The following is a 20335-nucleotide window of genomic DNA, read 5'->3' on the forward strand; positions in this document are numbered from 1 at the left end:
TCGTTGCGGTCACCGTTGAAACGGGGACGCTCGCCACCACGGTCATCGCGGTTGAACGACGGACGGTCGTTGTTGAAGCGGGGACGCTCGTTGCGGTCACCGTTGAAACGGGGACGCTCGCCACCACGGTCATCGCGGTTGAACGACGGACGGTCGTTGTTGAAACGGGGACGCTCGTTGCGGTCACGGTTGAACGCCGGACGCTCATTACGGTCGCCGTTGAAACGGGGACGGTCGCCTCCGCGCTCATCGCGACGGGGACGGTCGTCGAAGCGGCGCTCGCCACCGCGGTCGTTGCGATCGAACGACGGCCGGTCGTTGTTGTAGCGGGGACGGTCGCCACGGATGCCGCGGGCTTCGTCGCGACCGGCGCGCTGCTCGTTGCTCCAGCGCTGCTTGGGTGCGCCGCTGTCGGTTTCGGCGGGACGGTATCCGCGGTGGTTCGGGCTCTTGCTGCCCGGACGGCGGTCGAAGCTGCGCTCGCCCGTCTCGGCGCTGTCGCCGCGCGACGCGGGACGGCCACCGTTGTGACGGTCGTGGAACGACGTCTTCTTCGCGTAGCGGGGTTCGAAGTTCTGGGACGGACGTCCGCCCTTGGGCTTGCCACTCTTAGGCATGGGTATTCCTGACTGTCTCTGACACGAGAACAGCGCCCGCTCCGGCGCGCAGAGATCAGCGCAGGGCAGACATACCCGGGCATTCGTCGGCCGGGGCCATTCATGTGATGGTTTATGAACCATCGGCCCCTGGGCTCACACTGAGTATCAAACGCCCGCGCGATCGCGGGTGCCCGAAGCCGACCTGACGAGCTTAGGGCACTCACCTGGGAAAGACCCCCGTACGATTGCGGGGTGACTTCGCTCTCCCCCACCGGTTTCCAGATCCGTCTTTCCCGCGGCGCCGTCACGGCGCAGATCGCTCAGGTCGGAGCATCCCTGCGCGCTCTCGCGGTCGATGGTGTCGACCTCGTCGCCCGCTACCCCGAGAACGTTGCGACTCCGTCCTGCTCGGGCGTGGTGCTCGCGCCGTGGCCGAACCGGGTGCGCGACGGCATCTGGGATGACGAGGGGGCGAGCCGTCACCTCGCCGTCACGGAGCCGGCGATGAACAACGCCAGCCACGGATTGCTGCGCTTCACCGCTTATGAGATCGAGCAGACGGATGCTGCGGCGACTCTGAGCGCGACGATCCACCCGCAGTCCGGCTACCCGTACGAGATCGCGACGACCGTGACCTATGCGCTGACGGATGCGGGCATCGAGGTCACGCACACGCTGACGAACCGGTCGGATGCTGCGGCTCCTGTCGCCCTGGGAACGCACCCGTTCGTCACGATCGGCGACGTCGATCCGCACGATCTCGTGCTGACGGTGCCGGCAGACACCCTTTTCGATGTCGATGACCGTCTGCTGCCGACGGGCACGTCTCCCGCTCCGCAGGATCTGCGCGACGGCATCCGCCTCGGCGATGTCACGCTCGACACGGGCTTCGCCGATCTGCGCCGTGATGCCGATGGCCGTGCGCGCAGCACCCTGACAGCGCCCGATGGCCGCACGGTCGCTCTGTGGCAGGGCGAGGGGTTCGATTTCGTGCAGGTCTACACGACGACCGGCTATCCCGGTCAGCAGCTCGCGGTCGCGATCGAGCCGATGACGGCTCCGGCCGACGGTCTCAACAGCGGTCTCGGCATCCGTCGTCTCGCCCCCGGCGAGACGTGGAGCCTCAGCTGGGGCGTCGAACTGAGCTGATGCCGATTTCGTCGGCGCCCCGCATGGCGGGGCGCCGACGTTTTCAGTCCTGCTGCTCGCGCAGCTCGCGGCGGGTCAGCGCGTGGTCGGGCTGCTCCTCGACCGGAGCCTCGTCCACAGCATCCGCGCCCTGGTTGCGTGCGGCGCGACGCTCCTTGGCGCCTTCGACGAGGTTGTAGAGCGTCGGCAGCACGACGAGCGTGAGCACGGTCGACGACACGAGGCCGCCGATCACGACGATCGCGAGCGGCTGCGAGATGAACCCGCCGTGCCCGGTGATGCCGAGGCCCATGGGCGCGAGCGCGAAGATCGTCGCGAGTGCTGTCATGAGGATGGGGCGCAGACGCTTCTCGCCACCGGCCTTCACCGCGTCGATGGTCGACAGCCCCTTCTCGCGGTACTGGTTGACGAGGTCGACGAGCACGATCGCGTTGGTAACGACGATGCCGATGAGCATCAGCACTCCGATGAGCGATGCGACACCCAGCGGCAGGCCCGTGACGAGCTGCAGCAGCACCGCGCCGGTCGCGGCGAACGGCACCGAGATGAGCAGCAGCAACGGCTGACGCAGCGACTTGAAGGTCGCGACCATGACGATGTAGACGATGAGGATCGCCGCGAGCATCGCGAGTCCGAGCTGCGAGAACGAGTCGGCCTGCTGCGTGGCGACGCCGCCGATCTCGGCGCTGGCGCCATCGGGGAGGTCGACGGCTTCCAGCGCTGCGGTGACCGAGACCGTGGCGGTGGCCAGGTTGTCGGATGCCGGGGGCACGGTCACCGTCGCGGTGCGTCGGCCCTGCTGGGTCGTGATCGAGGTCGGCCCCTCGCGCTCCTCGACCGTGGCGATGTCCGCGAGTCGGATGATGCCCAGAGGCGTCGGGATGGCGAGTTCACGCAGTTCGGCGATGGTCGCCGGCGGCTCGGATGCTGCCAGGTACACCGTCAGCGAGCTGTCGTCGATCTCGATGGAGCCGATCTGCTGCGGACGCATCGTGCTGGAGACGAGCTGTCCGACGGCGACCTCCGACAGTCCGCGCAGAGCCGCCTCGTCACGATCGACGGCGACGGCGATGTAGGGCAGGGATGCGGCGAGGTTGTCGGTGACCTGACCGATGCCGTCGCGCCCGTCGAGCTCGGCGACGACCGCGGCGGTCGCCTCGTCGAGCGCATCACCGTTCGGTGCCGTGATGTTGACCTCGATGTCGCTGGATCCGAAGCCGGCCGCAGCGCTGACACCGATCTCGCCGACGTCTTCGAGGTCGGCGACGGCGTCGAGCACGTCGGCGCGCAGCTGCTCCTGGTCGACGTCGGCCGAGGTGGTGATCGAGTAGGTCACTCCGGCGCCGCCGGAGAACGAGTCCATGAGAGCGGATCCGCTGGATCCGACCGATACCTGCATCGCCTCGATGCCGTCGATGCCCTCGAGCGCCTCTTCGACGACGAGGGCTGCGGCATCCTTCGTCTCGAGGCTCGCGGTGGGGCCGAGATCCTGCGTGACGGTCATGGTGTTCTGGCCGGTGTCGCTGAGGAAGTTGACCTTCATCAGCGTCGCCGCGCCGCCGGTCGCGACCAGCACGAGCACCGACAGCACGACGGTGAGCGCGGAGTGCTTGAGGGTCCAGGCGAGGATCGGCCGGTAGGCGCGCTGCAGCTTGGTCGGCGGGGCATCCGGATGCTCCGGGTCGATGACCGCGCCGTCGGCGCCGACGAGTTCGGCGCCGGGCTTGAGGAACCAGTACGCGAGCACCGGGACGATCGTGAGCGACACGAGGAGGGAGGCGACCATCGCGATCGTGACGGTCATCGCGAACGGCCGGAACAGTTCACCGACCATGTCGCCGACGAACACGATCGGCAGGAACACGGCGACCGTGGTGATGGTCGACGCGGTGATGGCCGCGGCGACCTCGCGCACGGCGAGACGGATCGCATCGCCCTTGTCGGCGTCGCCGACGTAGTGGCGTTTGATGTTCTCGATCACGACGATCGAGTCGTCGACGACGCGTCCGATCGCGATGGTGAGCGCACCGAGGGTGAGGATGTTCAGCGAGTAGCCGAAGGCCTGCAGCCCGATGAAGGTGATGAGCACGCTCGTGGGGATCGAGATCGCGGTGACGATCGTCGAGCGGATCGACATGAGGAATACGAGGATGACGATCACGGCGAAGACGAGGCCGAGCAGGCCTTCGGTGGCGAGCGTCTCGATCGACTGCACGATGAACGGCGCCTGATCGAAGACGACCGTGAACTCGGCGTCGGGGAACGTCTCGCGCAGCTCGTCGAGGGCCGCGAGGATGCCGTCGGAGACCTCGACGGTGTTCGCCGCGGGGAGCTTCGTGATCGCTACGGACAGCGCGTCCTCGCCGTTCACGCGCGAGATCGAGGAGATCGGCTCGGTGTCGAGCGCGACCGTCGCGACGTCGCCGATCGTGGCATCCGTCCCGACGATCGGGAGGGCCGCGATCGCGTCGATCGAGGTGATCTTCTCACCGGTCTGAACGGTGAGCGTCTCGCCGTTCTCGGTGATGTCTCCACCGGGGAACAGTGTGCCGTTCTGCTGCAGCGCCGAGCTGATGGCCTGCGTGCTCTGGCCGGCTGCGGCGAGCTTCGCCGCGTCCGGGGTGATCGTGATGCGCTGTGCGATGCCGCCGATGACCTGCGCCGCGTTCACACCGTCGACGTCCTCGATCGTGGGGAGGACGACGTTGTCGAGATCGGTCTGGGCGGTTTCGGCGTCGCCGAGTCCGCTGACGGCGATCTGGATGACCGGCAGGTCGTCGAGCGAGAGCGCGAATACCTGGGGCTCGACGCCGTCGGGCAGGGCCGAGGAGATGCGGTTGATCGCCTGCTGCATCTTCTGCTCGGCGGTGGCGAGGTTCTCGCCGTAGGCGAAGGTGGCCTGGATGATCGATGCGTTCGTCGTGCTCGTGGCGCTCGTCGATTCGAGCCCGGGCACGCCCTGGATGGCGCCTTCGACCGGCGTGGAGACATCGTTCTCAACGACCTCGGGGGATGCTCCGGGGTAGGTCGACATGACGATCAGCGCGGGCAGCTCGAGCGAGGGGATGAGCTCCTGCTTGAGGTTCGTCAGCGCGAGGCCGCCGAAAACGGCGGCGACGATCGTGATGAGGGCGATCAGCGCGCGATTGCGGAGGCTGAGGACAGCGAGTTTCGACACGGGGAGACTCTCGATCGTGAGGCGCTTAAGGGGTCGGGCTCAGTCTTTCACAGCGGGCATTCAGCGGGCTGGGAACGTCAGAGCAGACCGCCGAGGGCGAGGCCGGCGAACGCCGCGATGACGGATGCGACGAGCGTCACGCCGATCTGCAGGACGGATGCCGGGCGCTCCCCGTCGCGCCAGAGGGCGACGGCGTCGAGCGCCGACGTGCTGAAGGTCGTGTAGCCGCCGAGGAGACCCGCACCGACGATGAACACGGCTTCGGGGAGGGACGCCGTCACGACTCCGAGAGCGAAGGACCCGGTGATGTTGACGACGATGATCCCCCAGGGGAACCGGCCGCGGGTGATCGCCATCACGCCGACGTCGACGAGGTATCGCAACCCCGCTCCGAACCCGCCGGCGATGCAGGCGAGCAGGAAGACGACGACGCTCACCGCCCTCTCCCCCGCTCGCCGGATCGGCCGATGCGCAGACCCGTCGCGGCCGCGACGATGCCGAGCGCCAGGGTGAGCGCCGCGTACGCGATCGCCGGGAGGAGATCGAGGGCGGCAGTACCGACCGCGAATGCACTGTAGGTCGTGAAGCCGCCGAGCACCCCGGCGCCGAGGAATGTCCGCGCATCGGAGGAACCGGTCAGCCGTGCGGCGAGCACGCCGATCAGCAGGGCACCGAGCACGTTGACGATCAGCGTCGCGAGCGGCATCCCGCCGACATCCGGGACGAGGATTGCGATCCCCAGGCGCGCCGCGGTTCCCAGCATCCCGCCGCACATCACGAGCAGCAAGCGGCGAAGGGTCACGTCGCCACTGTAGTCGCGGCATCCGACTCACGATGCCCGCGCGCGCTGTCAAGGCACTGGGCCCATCGGGGCGGAGCACGTTGAGTGGGCGCATGACCTCGCTGTGGAAGATCGCCCCATCCGCTCCCGCCGGTTCGCCGTTCGTTCCCGGCGAACGCCACGATGCGATCGTCGTCGGCGCCGGCCTCACCGGTCTCAGCACCGCCGTGATGCTCGCACGCCGCGGCCTCGACGTCGCGGTCGTCGAGGCCGGATCCCCCGGAGAGCTGGCATCGGGCTCGAACACCGGCAAGCTCTCCCTCCTGCAGAGCGACCGCCTCGGCGAGATCCGCCGTCAGCATCCGGCGGGTCTCGTGCGCGCGTACGTCGACGCGAACCGGTCCGGCATGCGGTGGATGCTCGCCTTCGCCGAGCAGGCCGGAGTCCCGTTCACCCGGCGCCGCGATCACGCCTACGCGTCGGGCAGGTCCGGGCTCGACAGCATCCGCCGCACCTATGAGGCGGCCCGCGAGGCGGGTCTGCCGGCGCGGATGCTGGCGGGCAGCGACGTCCGCGAGCTGCCGTTCCCCGTGGCGGGCGCCGTCGCGCTCGATGACCAGGTGACGATCGATCCGATGGCGCTCGTGGCGGCCCTGGCCCAGGAGCTCATCGCGACGGGCGGGCGACTTCACACGGGCGTCCGGGTGACCGGCGCACGCGCGCTGCCGGAGTCGCGCATCGAGACAGCACAGGGACCGCTGTTCGCCCCGCACATCGTGCTGGCCACCGGAACCCCGATCCTCGACCGCGGGCTGTACTTCGCGAAGGTGCGCGGGCAGCGCTCCTGGTGCGTTTCGTTCCGAGTGCCCGGCGACGTACCCGCACAGACCTACATCTCGGTCGATGGTGATACGCACTCGATCCGCCCGGTCTCGCCCGGCGACGGCCCCGCCGACGCCGCGAACCTGATCGTCGGCGGCAACGGGCATCCGGTCGGCCGGGAACCGCATGAGGCCGCCGGCCTCGACGAGCTGGCGCACTGGACCAGGCGGCACTTCCCCGGCGCGGAGGAGACGCACCGCTGGTCGGCCCAGGACTACGAATCACACAATCTCATCCCCTTCGTCGGGGCGCTGCCGCGCGGCCTCGGCCGCATCCGTCTCGCGACCGGCTACGCCAAGTGGGGCCTGTCGAACGCGCCCGCGGCGGCGCTGCGGCTGACCGCCGAGATCCTCGGCGACCCGCTCGGTGACCGCGCGGAGTGGATGCGGGCGATCGGCACCCGTCTGACAGTGCCCTCCGACATCGGCCGCGGCATCGCCGAGGGCGGAAGGGTCGCGGTCCGGATGACATCGGGGTGGGCGGATGCCGCACAACCGGTTCCCGTCGCACGTCCGGCCGAGGGCGAAGGCGTCGTGGCCCGCTCGGGCATCCGCCTGGTGGGTATCTCGACCGTCGACGGCGTCACGCGCGGAGTCGACGCGATCTGTCCGCACCTCGGCGGCGTGCTCTCCTGGAACGACGCCGAGTGCACGTGGGACTGCCCTCTGCACGCGTCACGCTTCGCCGCGGACGGCACCCGCATCGAGGGCCCCGCGGTGAAGGATCTGCCGCAGATCCCCCGCACCTCCGATGAGTGAGATCATCCTCCGAGCGGTGCGTCCCACCCCTGCTGCTGCGTCGCGCACGTCTCGCGGAACACGTACTGCGAGGCGAGTCTGCGCTGACTGCTGGTCCAGTCGATCGCGGGCCGGCGCTGCTCGGGCGGCAGATATCCGAGGCGGTAGACGGCCATGAGCTCCAGGTCGTCGGGCACACCCAGCATCCGCACGATCTCCTCCCACCGCCCCGGCGACTCCATGGGGAACGAGATGAACTGGATTCCTATGCCGAGCTCCACCGTCGTCAACCAGATGTTCTCCATCGCGGCCCCCATGCTGAACACGGAGTAGAACGAGGACAGCTGCCCCGGCCGGTATTCGCCGCGATCGAGCATGACGCCCAGCAGCAGAGGCGAACCGGCGACGAGCTTGCGGTTCTCCGCTCCGAGGGTCTTCGGCACGCCCAGCGCGTTCATGAGCTTCTGCCCTCGTTTGGTGAACACCTGGCCGGTGAAGGGCCGGAGCGCGGCGGGCAGCTTGTCGAACAGCATCCCGCTGCGCTTCTCATCCATCTCGGCCTGCGAGAACCGGAAGTAGGGCTTGTACCGTTCGAAGAAGGTGCCGTTCGACATCACCTCGGTCATGCTCTCGCCCGAGATGCGGGCGATGTCGGCGATCGTGCCACGGTCCTCGATCACCACGAACCGCCACGGCTGGCTGTTCAACTGCGAGGGTGCGCGCCCGGCGGCCTCGAGCAGGATGCGCTGATGCTCCTCGGAGACCGCATCGGGCAGGAACGCCCCGTTGGTGGTCTTGCGGCGGCGGATGGCATCGAGCAGTTCCATACTGTTCACTTCCGATCGGGTCGGCACGACCGGATGACGGCCGCGAGGAAGAAGGGTGCGGCGCCCAGCGCGATGAGGGGATGCCGCCGAGTCCGGGCGCCGACCCGGGCGATCGCCGTCAGCGGCACGGCCGCCGGCATGAGCAGCAGAGCCGCATTCCGCGCGGCGGACGACCGGGATGCGAGGCCCGCACCGACGGCCACGGCCGATGTCGTACACGTCACGATGTAGAGAGCATGGTGCAGCCATCGGAAACCGCTCGTGTCGATGAGACGGACGGCGACGGAGGCGCCCAGGGCACAGTTCGCGGCATAAGCGCCGGCCGCTGCCGCGAACAGCGGCGCTGCGGTCCTCAGGCTGCGGTGCCGGATCATGCGTCGACCCTATGCCCTCGGCATGGAGGCGCACACCCCTTGACAGACTCGCGATATATCGTGTTAGTGTTCCTCAACGCGATATATCTCGATATCGCCCGATCGAGGAGAGCACCATGCCCGAGAAGTGGCTCATCGCCCCCGGCGAGGAACGCGTCATCGACATCGCGCAGGCCGCACGGCTCAAGGTCGGCCTCGTCGGAGGCCAGGTCGATGTCATCGCGCACGACGAACCCGGCATCCGCATCGAGGTGCACGGCGTGACCGTGAAAGACCTGCGCATCGAATCCGACGGCACCCAGATCGAGATCGACCACCCGCAGCTCGGCTGGGACAACTTCCTCGAGGTGTTCCGCAACTTCGGATCCGGTGGTCCCCGCGCCGAGATCAGCATCGCGGTCCCGCGCGGCATCGCCCTCACCCTCGGGGTCGTGAGCGCCGGCGCACTCGTCTCCGGGCTCGCGAACGACGCCCGCCTGAACACCGTGTCCGGCGAGATCATCGTCGACACCCACCAGGGCGACCTCTCGCTCAACTCCGTCTCCGGCGACATGCAGGTGCGAGGCCTGACCGGATCCGCCACGGCGAACAGCGTCTCCGGCGATGTCTCACTGACCGGCTCCGTACGAAAGGCCGTGGTCGACACGGTGTCCGGTGCCGTGTGGGTCGATGCCGCGGGAGCCGTGAACGCCATCACTCTGAACACCATCTCCGGCGACAGCACGATCCGCCTCGAGGAGACTCTGCCGGCCAACTACGTCATCCGATCGATGAGCGGCGGCATCATGCTCGACGGCATCGATCGCGGCGGCTCGAAGCCGGTCAGCTACACCGGCTCGGTCGGCGAACTCGCCGGCTCCTTCGTCGACATCCACAGCAATTCGGTGTCCGGCGACACCACCGTGCTCCGCCGCCCGCTGAAGACCATCGCCGACGACGCGGAGTGGGACTCATGAGCCCCGCAGTCTTCTCGCACGGCGACCTGCGCCTGTACCTGTTGTCGCTGCTCGCCGAGTCTCCGCAGCACGGCTACGGAATCATTCAGGCGCTGACCGAGCGCACCGGCGGCACGTACACGCCCAGTGCCGGCACGATCTACCCGCGCCTGGCGAAGCTCGAGGATGAGGGTCTCGTCTCCAAGACCGTCGAGGGCCGCACGACCATCTACGCCATCACCGATGCGGGTCGCGCAGAACTCGCCGCACGCGAGGGCGACCTCGCCGGAATCGAATCGGGTCTCGCCGATTCTGTGCGCCTGATCGCCAGCGAAGTGCGCCAGAGCGTGCAGCAGGCGATGAAGACGCTGCGCGCCGACCTCGCCGCGGCCGCGCACGACGAGCGCGCACAGGCGAAGAGCCACACGCGAGCACGCCCCGCATCGACGCCGTTGAACGGTGAGCGACTCACCAGCCGGGAGCGGATGCAGCGCGCGGATGCGGCGGTGAACGGTTTTCGCGTCCGCATCCGCACCGACATGCGCACGCATGTGGCGCACGGCGGAGCTCTCAGCGCCGAGTCCGTGACGGCTCTCGAACAGGCGCTGGATGCCGCGGCATCCGAGTTTGCACAGGCCCTCAACGGCGGTGACCGCTGAGTCGCTAAGGTGACCAGCGGCGCCGGCGAGATCCGCCGGGCGACCTCGAGGGATGACGATGATCACGCTGGAACCGTCCACCTGCACCGCCGCTGATCTTCTCGACCCGAACATCCCCAGCGCGACGCTCGGCGCTGTGGCCACAGCCCGCCCCGACCTCTGGTCGATGATCCTCGCGCACCCGAACTGCTACCCCGCCCTGGCCGCGCACATCCAGCAGCATCTGCCCTCTTTGCGCGTTCCCCAGCAGGCCACGGCGCCCGCCGGCCCGATTCCGCTGATCCCCCGGCTCATCGGGGCGTCCACGTACATCGCTCCCGCCGCCGCGGTGCTCATGCTCCTCTGCCTGTTCCTGCCCGGAGCCATTCTCCGCCCGGTGGATGCGGGCTTCCCCCTCCACAACACCGAGACCTCAGCGGGTGATTCGCCCGGCCTGACGATTCTCCTGCTCGCGACGATCGGACTCCTGATGGCCGGCTTCCTCACCCGCACCCCCTGGGTACGGATCACCGGCGCCAGCGCGGGCATCCTGGCCGGCCTCCTCGGCACCAACGCGAGCCTGTCGACCCTGTTCCACCGGTTGCAGTTCACCACCGAGCTGCCCACCGAACCGATCCTGCTGGGTCTTCTCAGCCTCGCGCTGATCGCCGCATGCGTGCTGACGTTGCTCTCAGCGCAACCGGCGCCCGAGCCGCGCCGCTAATCCGCCCAAATCTCACTCTGGTCGTCGGGCACCGACTCCTCGAGAGGCACCACGAGCACAGAGCGGTGCTGACGATGCGCCAGCCGCGCGGCGACCGAACCGGTGAAGAACTCACGGATCGACTCCCCCAGCCCGCGCTTGCGGGTGCCGACGACGATGAGCTGCGCATCGAGGGTGTTCGCCAGCTGCTTCATCGCCAGGGCCGGATCCCCCACGAGTTGGCGGGCGGTCCAGGTCAGCCCGGAGCCCTCCAGTGCGGACGCGGCAGCGGCCCGCACATCGTCGAAATCGGCGACCCCCGCTTCCCGGTTCAGATCGATCGGCGCGGAGTGCACATAGCCGTCGGGGTCCTCATAGGTGACGAATCGCGTCACGTCGACATGAACGATGACCAGCGGCGCGCTGAGCAGCCGCGCGAAGCGCGCCGCCTCGGAAAGAACATGCGGGGCCTGCCCGGGCTGGAGGCCGACGATCACGGCTTTTTGCAGGACCGAATTCTCGGCAGCCTCATCGGGCGTCGGGGAGGTCGTGTCCACCATGAGAATCAGTCCCTTCGCGTGCGTGCGAAGGCCAGAGGACCTGGCCCTCGTGCTATCCTGAATGCTACTCTTACCGGCTGCACGCCGGTGTCGTGAAACGCTGCGAACGCCAGCCCGTTCGACAGCTCAACTCGTTAGGGGGTCTCGCGCATGGGCCGTGGCCGTCAGAAGGCGAAACACACAAAGATCGCCCGGGAACTCAAGGCATATAGCCCGTCGGTGAACTACTCCGCACTGGAGCGCGAACTGGCGAATCCGTCCGACGACGAAGACGCCTACGTCGACAAGTGGGCGGATCAGTACGCAGACGAAGACGAAGACGAGCTCGAGAAGGCCTAGTCCTTTCTCGACCGTTGACCCCGCCACTTCGGTAGCGGGGTCTTTGTCGTGCCCCGGAACGGACATGTCGCTCACCAGCGTCCGTGACGCCGCTCCCACTCCTCCTCGACCGTGCGCCGACTGCCGGCGATGAAACCGAACGGGATCGAGACGATCAGGACGCCCAGAATCACCAGCAGGGGCACCCGCCAGCTCCCCGTCGCCTCATGGAGCACGCCCACGACAAGCGGGAAGCCCGCCGCGATCACGTAACCGACGCTCTGCACGAAACTGCTCAGCACGACGGCGCTCTCGGGCGTGCGTGAACGGATGCTGATGAGCACGAGCGCGAGCGGGAACATGACGCCGACGATGCCGAAGAGCCCCGTCCACAACCACACGGTGACCGGATTCGACCAGAGCAGCAGTCCCAGAACGCCCAGGAGGCCGGCGATCGACCCCACCGCGTAGACGGGGCGGGTGGCCTGGAACCGCACGACGAGCACCGGCACGAGCAACGACGCCGGAAGTCCCATCACGGCGAAGAGCGACAGCAGAAGACCCGCCTCCACCGCCGAGACGCCCGCGATCTCCGACACCATCGACGGCAGCCACGCGAATGCGACATAGGCCATGATCGACGACGTGCTGAACACGACCGCGATCGACCAGGCGAGCGGCAGGCGCAGCAGACGCGCGAAGAGGCGCGAGCTCGTCGGCGCGACCGCGATCGGGCCGGTCGACAGCACCGCGGGGTCAGCATCGGCAGCCTCAGTCCCGCGAGCAGCGGCCCCCGCCGGGAGGCCCGCCGTCCGACCCGTTGCGAGCATGAGCACCCACGGCACGATCCCCGCCAGCGCGAACACGCCCCACAGCCCCAGCGAAACCCGCCAGCCCGCAGCATCCGCCACCGGCACCGCGACCAGCGGCGGCAGCACCGTCGAGACGGCCATGGCCGTCGTGTACAGCGTCAGCATCACGCCGATGCGATCGGCGAAGTACTTCTTCACGAGCGGCGGCACAAGGATATTGCCCATACCCACACCGGCGAAGATCAGCGCGGTCGTGAACAGCAATGACAGCGAGCCACCGGCGAAACCGCGCAGCACGAGCCCCGCGGCGATGGCGGTGAGCGCGAGAACCGTGACCCGTTCGAGGCCGAACCGGCGCTCCAGCAGGGGCGTGCACAGGCCGAAGATCGCGAAGCACACCGGCGGCGCCGTGCCGATGAGGCCCAGCACGACCGCCGAGACGGCGAAGTCCGCCGCGACGTAATCGAGCAGCGGCGACAGCGACGCGACCGCCGAGCGCAGGGAGAACGCGCACAGCAGGATTCCCAGCAGTGCGAGGATGCGTCCTCTCGCCAGCGGCCGCGGAGCCGTCACGACGTCTGCGTGCTCTCCACCCAGTCGAGGTACTCCTGAGTGATGGTTCCGGTCACATAGCGACCGTCGAAGCAGCTCATGTCGAGGTCGGTGACATCCGAGCCGTCGATGATCGCCGCCTTGAGGTCTTCGACCTCCTGGTAGACGAGGTGGTCGACGCCCAGCTCCTCGGCGATCTCCGGGATCGTGCGGCCGTGGGCGATCAGCTCATGCTTCGAGGGCATGTTGATGCCGTAGACGTGCGGGTAGCGCACGGGCGGTGCGGCAGAGGCGAAGGTGACCGACTTCGCACCGGCATCCCGCGCCATCTGGATGATCTGCTTGCTCGTCGTGCCGCGCACGATCGAGTCGTCGATCAGCAGCACGTTCTTGCCCTGGAACTCGGTCGACATCGCATTGAGCTTCTGACGAACGCTCTTCTTGCGAACGGCCTGTCCGGGCATGATGAAGGTGCGGCCGACATAGCGGTTCTTGTAGAAGCCCTCGCGGTACTCGATGCCGAGCTTGCGGGCGACCTCCATGGCCGAAGGGCGCGCCGAGTCGGGGATCGGCATGACGACGTCGATCTTCTCGCGCGGAACGTGCTTCGCGATCGTGTCGGCCAGGCGCTCCCCCATGCGCAGACGCGACTCGTACACGGCGATGCCGTTCATGGTCGAGTCGGGACGAGCCAGGTAGACGTACTCGAAGGCGCACGGGAACAGCTGCGCGTCCTTCGCGCACTGACGGGTGTGCAGCTCGCCCTCATCGGTGATGAAGATCGCCTCACCGGGAGCAACCTCGCGCACGACCTCGTAGTCGCCGTTCTCGAGCACGAGCGACTCGCTCGCCACGATCCACTCGTCCTTGCCCGCGGCGCCGTCACGGCGGCCGAGGATCAGAGGACGGATGCCGTGCGGGTCGCGGAACGCGAGCAGACCGTAGCCGGCGATCACGGCGATCACGGCATAGGCGCCCTCGATGCGCTCGTTCGTGCCCGCGACGGCCTCGAAGATGCGCTCGGGGTCGAGGTCGACATCGCTCGTCGTGCGCTGCAGCTCACCGGCGAGAACATTGAGCAGCAGCTCGGTGTCGCTCGAGGAGTTCAGGTGGCGACGGTACTCCTTGGCCATGTCTGCCGTGAGCTCACGCGTGTTGGTGAGGTTGCCGTTGTGGATGAGGACGATGCCGTAGGGCGCGTTCACATAGAACGGCTGCATCTCCTCCTCGCTGGAGGCCGTGCCCTTCGTGGCGTAGCGCACGTGACCGAGACCCACGTTTCCGAGCAGCGAGCGCATGTCGCGCGTGCGGAAGGCCTCGCGCACCATGCCCTCGGCCTTCGTGACGTGCATGACGCCGCTCGGCTCGGCGGTCGCGATGCCCGTGGCATCCTGCCCCCGATGCTGCAGAAGCAGCAGTGCGTCGTAGATGTCCTGGTTGACCGGGCCGCCTGCGACCACTCCGACGATTCCGCACATGGGGTGTTACTTCACTCCGTCCGCATATGCGCCGATCAGGCGCACAGCTCCACCATCGACGCCCTTGGCGCCCTCTTCGAACTCTCCGGCCGGGCGTGCACCCATGCCGACCGTCGCGACCTGCCAGGCGTCGATGCCCTCGGCCGCCAACGCCGCGATCGCGGCATCCTTCTGGCTCTGATCGATGACCGCGAGGAAACCGATGCCCAGGTTCCACGTGCCCTCGGTCTCGGTCAGCTTCGTGCCCGAGATGTCGCTGAGCACCTGGAAGACCGGGCTCGGCGCCCACGTCGACCGGTCGACCTCGGCCCAGCTGCCGACCGGCAGCACGCGGGCGAGGTTCGCGGCGATGCCGCCACCCGTGACATGGCTGAGCGAGTGCACCGACCCCTCGGCCAGCTTCTCGATCAGGCGGAGCAGGGGAAGCGTGTAGAGGCGGGTCGGCTCGAGGAGCGTCTCGCCCCACGTCGTGCCGAACTCGGCCGCGGCGTCGCCATAACCGATCCCCGCACCCGCGATGATGTGACGAACGAGCGAATAGCCGTTGGAGTGCAGACCGCTGGAAGCCAGCGCCAGCACCACATCGCCGTCCTTCACGCGGTCGGCGCCGAGAACGGCATCCGCCTCGACGATGCCCGTCGCGGCACCCGCGACGTCGTAGTCGTCGACGCCCAGAAGACCCGGATGCTCGGCCGTCTCACCGCCGACGAGGGCCGTGCCCGTCGCCGAGCAGGCGTCGGCGATGCCGCGCACGATATCGGCGATGCGCTCGGGGAAAACCTTGCCGCACGCGATGTAATCGGTCATGAACAGGGGCTTCGCCCCGACCACGACGATGTCGTCGACGACCATGCCGACGAGATCCTGGCCGATCGTGTCGTGCTTATCGATGGCCTGCGCGATCGCGACCTTCGTACCCACGCCATCCGTGCTCGTCGCCAGCAGGGGCTTCGTATAGCCCAGCAGCGCGCTCGCGTCGAAGAGACCGGCGAAGCCGCCCACACCTCCCAGCACTTCCGGTCCGTGCGTCGCGCGCACGGAAGACTTCATCAGCTCGACAGCACGGTCACCCGCAGCAGTATCGACACCGGCATCGGAATAGGGGTTGGTGGGAGAGGCAGCCACGCGATAAGACTACCGGTCGTCAGGCGATGGGAAATCCGCTTCCGCCACTCCGGTGCGCTTCCTCCCTAGGATGGGGCCATGGCCGACAAGCCGCAGTGGCTCATCCGCGAAGATGCCGGGGTTCCGGTGCTCGTCGCGCTCGCCCTGCGCCAGAAGCTCGGAATCCGCGAACCCTCCGGGCTGCCGACGCTGCGCGATCTGCCCGTGCGCGCGCCCGACGCGATCGATGCTTCCGAGCGGCTCGAGAAGCAGTGGCTGCGCTACTGGAACATGACGGTCGAACCGCGCTCCCATCATTCCGATGTGCCGCTCGAGCTCATCGACGGCTTCGAATCGCATCTCGCACTGCCCCAAACCGGCGCGGAAGAGTTGCGCACCGCGATCGCACCGCTCGCCGCGGCCGCCGAGCAGTACGCCGACGCGGCCCGCAAGCGCTACTTCGAGACGATGAAGACGGCGACCGGAGGCGGCGCCTACCGCGCCTACGCCAGCGCGATCGCCGAATTCGAGCGGGACATCGGACGCCGCGCGCACTCGTTCGAGCTGAATGTGCAAGTGCTGCCGTTCTCGCAGCGCGGCATCTGGTGGATCGGAGATCTCACGGTCGCCGTCACCGACGGCATGCGCCGTGACGTGGTCGCCTTCGATTCAGCGATCCGTCCCATCATCGCCGAACTCGCCTGAACGAGCTGGCGCGGAGCATCGCCGGCGCTCAGTCCTCGGCGACGATCGTCTCGCGGTCGACCCGCACCACCCGGTCGTGGCGGCGCGCGATGCGCTCGAGCAGAATCGCGACGAGACCGCCCAGCCCGATGCCGATCGGCACCATCCACAGCAGCGCGAAGCCGAATACCTGCCCCGGAGGGTAAACGACGTTCAGCGCCGTCGACGGCTCATAGCTGCCGGCCATCGTGATGATGCCGGCCGCGATGATCCCCAGCACGGCGCCCAGCGCCATGAATACGCCATAGCGCGGCACACGCCGGACGGTCGCTTCGACGGGAGCGGAGGATTCGGGGGCAGACATATGCCTATTGTCCCATCACCCTCTGTGAGAGGCATCCGCTCCCGTCCCAGCGATCAGATCTGACCGATCTCCTCGCGCTTCTCCGCCTGGAAGGCATCCTCACGACGCCCGTGCGCCCAGTACGCCGACAGCGACATCTGCGTACGATCCAGACCCCGCTCATCCGTCAGATACGGACGCAGCTGCTTCATCTCACCGCGCTCGCCGTGCGCGAAGACCTGCACGCGCCCCTCACGCCAGGGCATGGCCCGGATCGCATCGGCGAGCAGCGTCGTGGTGCCCGCCTCAGCGTCGCCGCGGTGCAGCCACTGCACATCGATCCCGGCCGGATGCACCAGTTCGAGTTGCTCGTCAACGTTCTGCACCTCGACGAAGGCGACGCCGACGGCATCCGCCGGCATCCTTTCCAGAGCTGCGGCGATCGCCGGGATCGCCGACTCGTCGCCGGCCAGCAGATGCCAGTCGGCCTCCGGATCAGGCGCATAACCGCCGCCGATGCCTCCGAGGACGACCGCATCGCCCGGTTCGGCGGAGGCCGCCCACGGACCCGCGACGCCCTCGTCGCCGTGCGTGACGAAGTCGATCCAGATCTGGCCGTTCTCCAGATCGAAACGGCGGATCGTGTACGTGCGCCGCGTGGGCATCAGCTCCACGGGAAGCTTCTCGCGCAGCGCCTCCACGTCGTAGGGCGGCGTCAGATTCGCCTCGGCCGGCGCGAAGAGCATCTTCGTATACGCATCGGTGAAACCGTTATCGGCGACGGCCGCGATGCCGGGGCCTCCGGCGACGATGCGCACGAGGTGCGGGGTCAGTCGGATCCGCTCGATCACCTCGAGCACGATCTGCGGACGCTCGGGACGGCGCCCTCCTCGGGCGGGACGCTCAGGGGCAGTCATTCTGTCTCCTTCGCTCATGAGCACAAGCACGCAGGCCCGAGGCCCGCGAACCGGCAGAACCGGACGCGGACCTCGGACCGTGCAATGTGCGGTTGGATCAATCCTGACTGATGGACGCGGATGCCGGGGTGCGGCGGCGCTGAATCAGCATTCCGCCACCGACTCCCGCGCCGGCCACCAGTACGCCGATGAGGATCCAGGCCCACAGCGGGAACCCGGCCTCGGCGGAGATCGGCTCGATCTGGGCAGTGGTCACCGCAGCGGCCTCCGGCTCGGACGCCTCCTCTTCCGCGACGGGGACGATGCCGCACTCCTCACCGACGGGAATACTGAACGACACCGGGTCGAACGCTTCACCGGCGGCGTAGGTGCCGAAGGCTGCCGAACCGCTCTCCGTCAGCACGGACTCCGCACCCGAGAGGGCGATGACACCGTTCTCAGTGACGGCATCCGCCATCGAGAACTCCACGAAGCGAACGCTCTTCTGATCGACCGCCTCGCCGCCCTGGGTCGTGCCCGTGATGTCGAATACGATGTACCCCGTGTCGCCGGCGAGTTCGACTCGCGCGTTCGACAGGTGCGTGTTCAGCGCGCCGTCGTGACCGTTGAAGACGATCGTTCCCCCGAAGTCGACCAGGCCGTTGCCGGTCTCGTCATCGTATGAACCGGTGCCGTCGCCCCACACGAACTCCGGGTAGCGGTACTCGAGGCCCTCGAGGTCCCACCCGCCGTGGGCGATGCCCTCGATGTAGTTGCGGAAGCTCTCCTTGTAACCCCAGTTGAGCGTGGCGCCCTCGACCGTGCACTTGCCGATGACGGCCGCCGTCTCGCGCTCGAGCGTGAACTCGAGCCCGCGGTCGACCGACCCCTGGAAGGTGATCGTGTGCGCACCGTTCTCGAGCGTGGCGGGCAGCGTGCCCGTCCAGCTCGCAACGCCGTCCGCATCTGCGGTCACCGTGTCGAGCAGCACGGGCGTCGAGTAGACGACGACCTTGATGCCCTGCTCGCCGGCCTGGAAGCCATCGGCCGAGACCGTCGCCTTCTCGCCCGTCTGCAGCGCCTCGAGGTTCTCAGCGTCGATCATGACGCCCTGGCTCGCCGGCGGTGCTGCCGGCAGCGTCGCCTTCGGCGCGACGGATGCCGCGGCTACCGTGCCGACCGTGCCTCCCGGTGCTGCTGCGGGAGTGCCGACGGTGAAAGTCACCGGGTCGAGCACCGTGCTGTAGCCGTTGAGGACGCTGCTCTGGCCTGCGGCCGTGAGCGCGGTCGGTGCGGCGGTGTAGGTCACCACACCGTTCGCCGTCGTCTTGGTCGCGGCGGCCAGGTTGACCGTCGCGAAGGCGACGCGGGATCCGCCGTGCGTGACGTAGAGCGTCGCGTTGGATGCCGAGGTGATCTCGATCCGCGGGTTCGAGACCGTGACATCGAGCACACCGTGGTGTCCGGTGAAGCGCACCGAACCGGTGTATCCGACCGATCCGAGACCCGTCTTCACGTAGTACGTGCTACCCGCGGCCTGGCCGAACTGGAAGAGTCCGCCGGAGCGCGTCGCGCCGTTGAAGACGCTGATCTCGCCCTGCGCGATGCGACCCGTGATGTAGCTCACGAACGACGACGAGATCGCCCAGCGCATCGAACCGCCCGCGACAGAAGCCGGCGGGGTGGTCGGCTTCGCCGGGGTTTCGGGCTTGTTCGGCACCTCGGGCTTGTCGGGGCCGTTGGGGTCCTCGCCGCCACCGTTGCCGAACGCGATCGGAACAGCCAGCTCATTACCCGCGACCGTCGCACCACCCGCAGCAATCGAGAACACCGCAAGCCTCGCACCCGGAATCGGCTTCGCCGCCAACGCCTCGTCCAACGACGCCTGATCGATCTCGACCGTCCACGAAGCACTCACCGTGCCATCCGCGTTCACCGTCCACTTCGTCGGAGCGGCCGTCGCCGCCTCATCCGACACCCACGTCGAGAACGCATTCGCACGATTCGCCGACGCAGCACCCTCAGACGGACGCCAGTCCTCGGCGATCCACCCGACCTGCAGGTAGAAACCGGCCTTACCCGGCGTGTACTTGCCATCCGCCGAACCGTCGTAGTTCTCCGCCGTGACCGTGATCGACTCACCGGCCGGGTTCAAACCCTCCGTCTTCGAAACGCTCAGCGCAGGAACCGCCGGCTCCGGCTCGACCGGGGTCGTCGGGTCTGTAGGTTCCGGGTCCGTGGGCTCCGGGTCCGTGGGCTCCGGGTCGACCGGCGCAGTCGGCTCAGGAGTCGGCTCCGGCTCAGCCGGGGGGGGAAGACGGCATCCCACTGCGCCGCCGTGATCTCGACGTTCGCACGACCATAGAGGTTCTCGGGAGTGAAAGCGCTGTGCTGCTTCCAGAGCACGACCTCGTAGGAGCGCTCACGGTCCAGCTTCTCGGCCGGGGCGTTCAGCACGAACGAGGCGGCGCCGTCCTTCACCGAGGGGAACGGCAGCGCGAAGGCGACGTACGACTGCTCGTTCAATGCCGCGTCGTTGCCCTGCTCGATGAAAGCACCATAGAGACCCGCGACCTCGGGAAGCCCCGTGGCGTTCACCGTGATCTCGAGGCCGCTCTCGGATGCGCTCACGCTGGTCGCGATGCTCGCGCTTTCGGCGGCCATCGCCGTCGGCGCGGTGATCGTGGTGAACAGCGCCATGAGCACGGCGATGAGAGCCGCCACTGCTGCGCGTGAGCGATGCTGTATCGCTCGGGACTCGGTGTGATTCACGGATGCCTCCTCG

General features: G+C 68.1%; 20 protein-coding genes and 1 pseudogene. 7 read left to right on the forward strand and 14 right to left on the reverse strand.

Annotation, left to right across the window (positions count from 1 at the left end; translation table 11 throughout):
- Positions 1-617, reverse strand: a pseudogene (locus Q0Z66_RS06440) (ATP-dependent helicase); the annotation flags it as partial.
- A gap of 234 nt (positions 618-851) precedes the next feature.
- Between Q0Z66_RS06440 and Q0Z66_RS06445 the strand changes: the two are divergent.
- Entirely contained in the window at positions 852-1748 is an 897-nt protein-coding gene (locus Q0Z66_RS06445) for an aldose 1-epimerase family protein (protein WP_298039136.1), read from the forward strand.
- A 43-nt stretch (positions 1749-1791) separates the two neighbouring features.
- Here the strand turns inward: Q0Z66_RS06445 and Q0Z66_RS06450 are convergent, their stop codons facing one another.
- The 3 genes from Q0Z66_RS06450 to Q0Z66_RS06460 form a co-directional block, all read right to left on the reverse strand.
- Positions 1792-4926, reverse strand: coding sequence for an efflux RND transporter permease subunit (locus Q0Z66_RS06450; RefSeq protein ID WP_298039138.1), 3135 nt, complete (start codon positions 4924-4926; stop codon positions 1792-1794).
- A 77-nt stretch (positions 4927-5003) separates the two neighbouring features.
- Positions 5004-5363: a CrcB family protein gene (locus Q0Z66_RS06455; protein WP_298039141.1), complete on the reverse strand. Its 360-nt coding sequence runs from the start codon at positions 5361-5363 to the stop codon at positions 5004-5006.
- Positions 5360-5728, reverse strand: coding sequence for a CrcB family protein (locus tag Q0Z66_RS06460; RefSeq protein ID WP_298039142.1), 369 nt, complete (start codon positions 5726-5728; stop codon positions 5360-5362). Before Q0Z66_RS06460 ends, Q0Z66_RS06455 begins: the two co-directional genes overlap by 4 nt.
- A 92-nt stretch (positions 5729-5820) precedes the next feature.
- On the opposite strand from Q0Z66_RS06460, the gene Q0Z66_RS06465 reads away from it, so the two are divergent.
- Positions 5821-7347 carry an FAD-dependent oxidoreductase gene (locus Q0Z66_RS06465; RefSeq protein WP_298039145.1) on the forward strand — a complete coding sequence of 509 codons (1527 nt, stop codon included), beginning with the start codon at positions 5821-5823 and terminating at the stop codon, positions 7345-7347.
- A gap of 2 nt (positions 7348-7349) precedes the next feature.
- On the opposite strand, the gene Q0Z66_RS06470 is transcribed toward Q0Z66_RS06465, so the two are convergent.
- Together Q0Z66_RS06470 and Q0Z66_RS06475 are read right to left on the reverse strand one after the other, a co-directional pair.
- Positions 7350-8153, reverse strand: coding sequence for a nitroreductase family protein (locus Q0Z66_RS06470; RefSeq protein WP_298039147.1), 804 nt, complete (start codon positions 8151-8153; stop codon positions 7350-7352).
- A gap of 5 nt (positions 8154-8158) precedes the next feature.
- Positions 8159-8527: a hypothetical protein gene (locus tag Q0Z66_RS06475; RefSeq protein ID WP_298039150.1), complete on the reverse strand. Its 369-nt coding sequence runs from the start codon at positions 8525-8527 to the stop codon at positions 8159-8161.
- A 116-nt stretch (positions 8528-8643) separates the two neighbouring features.
- Between Q0Z66_RS06475 and Q0Z66_RS06480 the strand changes: the two genes are divergently transcribed.
- From Q0Z66_RS06480 to Q0Z66_RS06490, 3 genes are read left to right on the forward strand one after another with little or no spacing between them, the layout of a single operon-like run.
- A complete protein-coding gene (locus Q0Z66_RS06480) occupies positions 8644-9483 on the forward strand; it encodes a DUF4097 family beta strand repeat-containing protein (protein WP_298039152.1) in 840 nt (279 codons plus the stop codon).
- The gene (locus Q0Z66_RS06485) at positions 9480-10121 is read left to right on the forward strand and encodes a PadR family transcriptional regulator (RefSeq protein ID WP_298039154.1); all 642 of its coding nucleotides are present in this window, start codon (positions 9480-9482) and stop codon (positions 10119-10121) included. Before Q0Z66_RS06480 ends, Q0Z66_RS06485 begins: the two co-directional genes overlap by 4 nt.
- A 58-nt stretch (positions 10122-10179) precedes the next feature.
- Positions 10180-10824 (forward strand): hypothetical protein, encoded by a 645-nt coding sequence (locus Q0Z66_RS06490; protein ID WP_298039158.1) that lies wholly within the window; start codon positions 10180-10182, stop codon positions 10822-10824.
- On the opposite strand, the gene Q0Z66_RS06495 is transcribed toward Q0Z66_RS06490, so the two are convergent.
- Positions 10821-11363, reverse strand: coding sequence for a universal stress protein (locus Q0Z66_RS06495; protein WP_298039161.1), 543 nt, complete (start codon positions 11361-11363; stop codon positions 10821-10823). The two genes, Q0Z66_RS06490 and Q0Z66_RS06495, sit on opposite strands and share 4 nt — an antisense overlap.
- A gap of 150 nt (positions 11364-11513) precedes the next feature.
- Here Q0Z66_RS06495 and Q0Z66_RS06500 point away from each other — a divergent pair, with 150 nt between their 5' ends.
- Complete coding sequence (locus Q0Z66_RS06500; RefSeq protein WP_298039164.1) at positions 11514-11702, forward strand: DUF3073 domain-containing protein; 189 nt, start codon at positions 11514-11516, stop codon at positions 11700-11702.
- Between the two features lie 71 nt (positions 11703-11773).
- Here Q0Z66_RS06500 and Q0Z66_RS06505 read toward each other — a convergent pair whose 3' ends face one another.
- From Q0Z66_RS06505 to purM, 3 genes are read right to left on the reverse strand one after another with little or no spacing between them, the layout of a single operon-like run.
- Positions 11774-13066, reverse strand: coding sequence for an MFS transporter (locus Q0Z66_RS06505; protein ID WP_298039167.1), 1293 nt, complete (start codon positions 13064-13066; stop codon positions 11774-11776).
- Complete coding sequence (gene purF / locus Q0Z66_RS06510; protein ID WP_298039169.1) at positions 13063-14523, reverse strand: amidophosphoribosyltransferase; 1461 nt, start codon at positions 14521-14523, stop codon at positions 13063-13065. The genes Q0Z66_RS06505 and purF overlap by 4 nt, the downstream gene beginning before the upstream one ends.
- A gap of 6 nt (positions 14524-14529) precedes the next feature.
- A complete protein-coding gene (gene purM / locus Q0Z66_RS06515; protein WP_298039171.1) occupies positions 14530-15648 on the reverse strand; it encodes a phosphoribosylformylglycinamidine cyclo-ligase in 1119 nt (372 codons plus the stop codon).
- A 78-nt stretch (positions 15649-15726) separates the two neighbouring features.
- On the opposite strand from purM, the gene Q0Z66_RS06520 reads away from it, so the two are divergent.
- Complete coding sequence (locus Q0Z66_RS06520; protein ID WP_298039173.1) at positions 15727-16332, forward strand: zinc-binding alcohol dehydrogenase; 606 nt, start codon at positions 15727-15729, stop codon at positions 16330-16332.
- A gap of 28 nt (positions 16333-16360) precedes the next feature.
- Here Q0Z66_RS06520 and Q0Z66_RS06525 read toward each other — a convergent pair whose 3' ends face one another.
- The 4 genes from Q0Z66_RS06525 to Q0Z66_RS06540 all read right to left on the reverse strand — a co-directional run bounded on the left by Q0Z66_RS06525 (position 16361) and on the right by Q0Z66_RS06540 (position 20322).
- Positions 16361-16675 (reverse strand): potassium transporter Trk, encoded by a 315-nt coding sequence (locus tag Q0Z66_RS06525; protein WP_298039175.1) that lies wholly within the window; start codon positions 16673-16675, stop codon positions 16361-16363.
- A 53-nt stretch (positions 16676-16728) separates the two neighbouring features.
- Positions 16729-17571, reverse strand: a complete 843-nt coding sequence (locus Q0Z66_RS06530; protein WP_298039178.1) for a siderophore-interacting protein — start codon at positions 17569-17571, stop codon at positions 16729-16731.
- Between the two features lie 97 nt (positions 17572-17668).
- Positions 17669-19705, reverse strand: coding sequence for an HtaA domain-containing protein (locus Q0Z66_RS06535; RefSeq protein ID WP_298039181.1), 2037 nt, complete (start codon positions 19703-19705; stop codon positions 17669-17671).
- Positions 19706-19725: 20 nt separating this feature from the next.
- Positions 19726-20322, reverse strand: coding sequence for a hypothetical protein (locus Q0Z66_RS06540; protein ID WP_298039183.1), 597 nt, complete (start codon positions 20320-20322; stop codon positions 19726-19728).
- Positions 20323-20335: the final 13 nt, after the last annotated feature.

Origin of the sequence: uncultured Microbacterium sp. (genome assembly GCF_947632095.1) — a bacterium.
Lineage (GTDB): Bacteria > Actinomycetota > Actinomycetes > Actinomycetales > Microbacteriaceae > Microbacterium.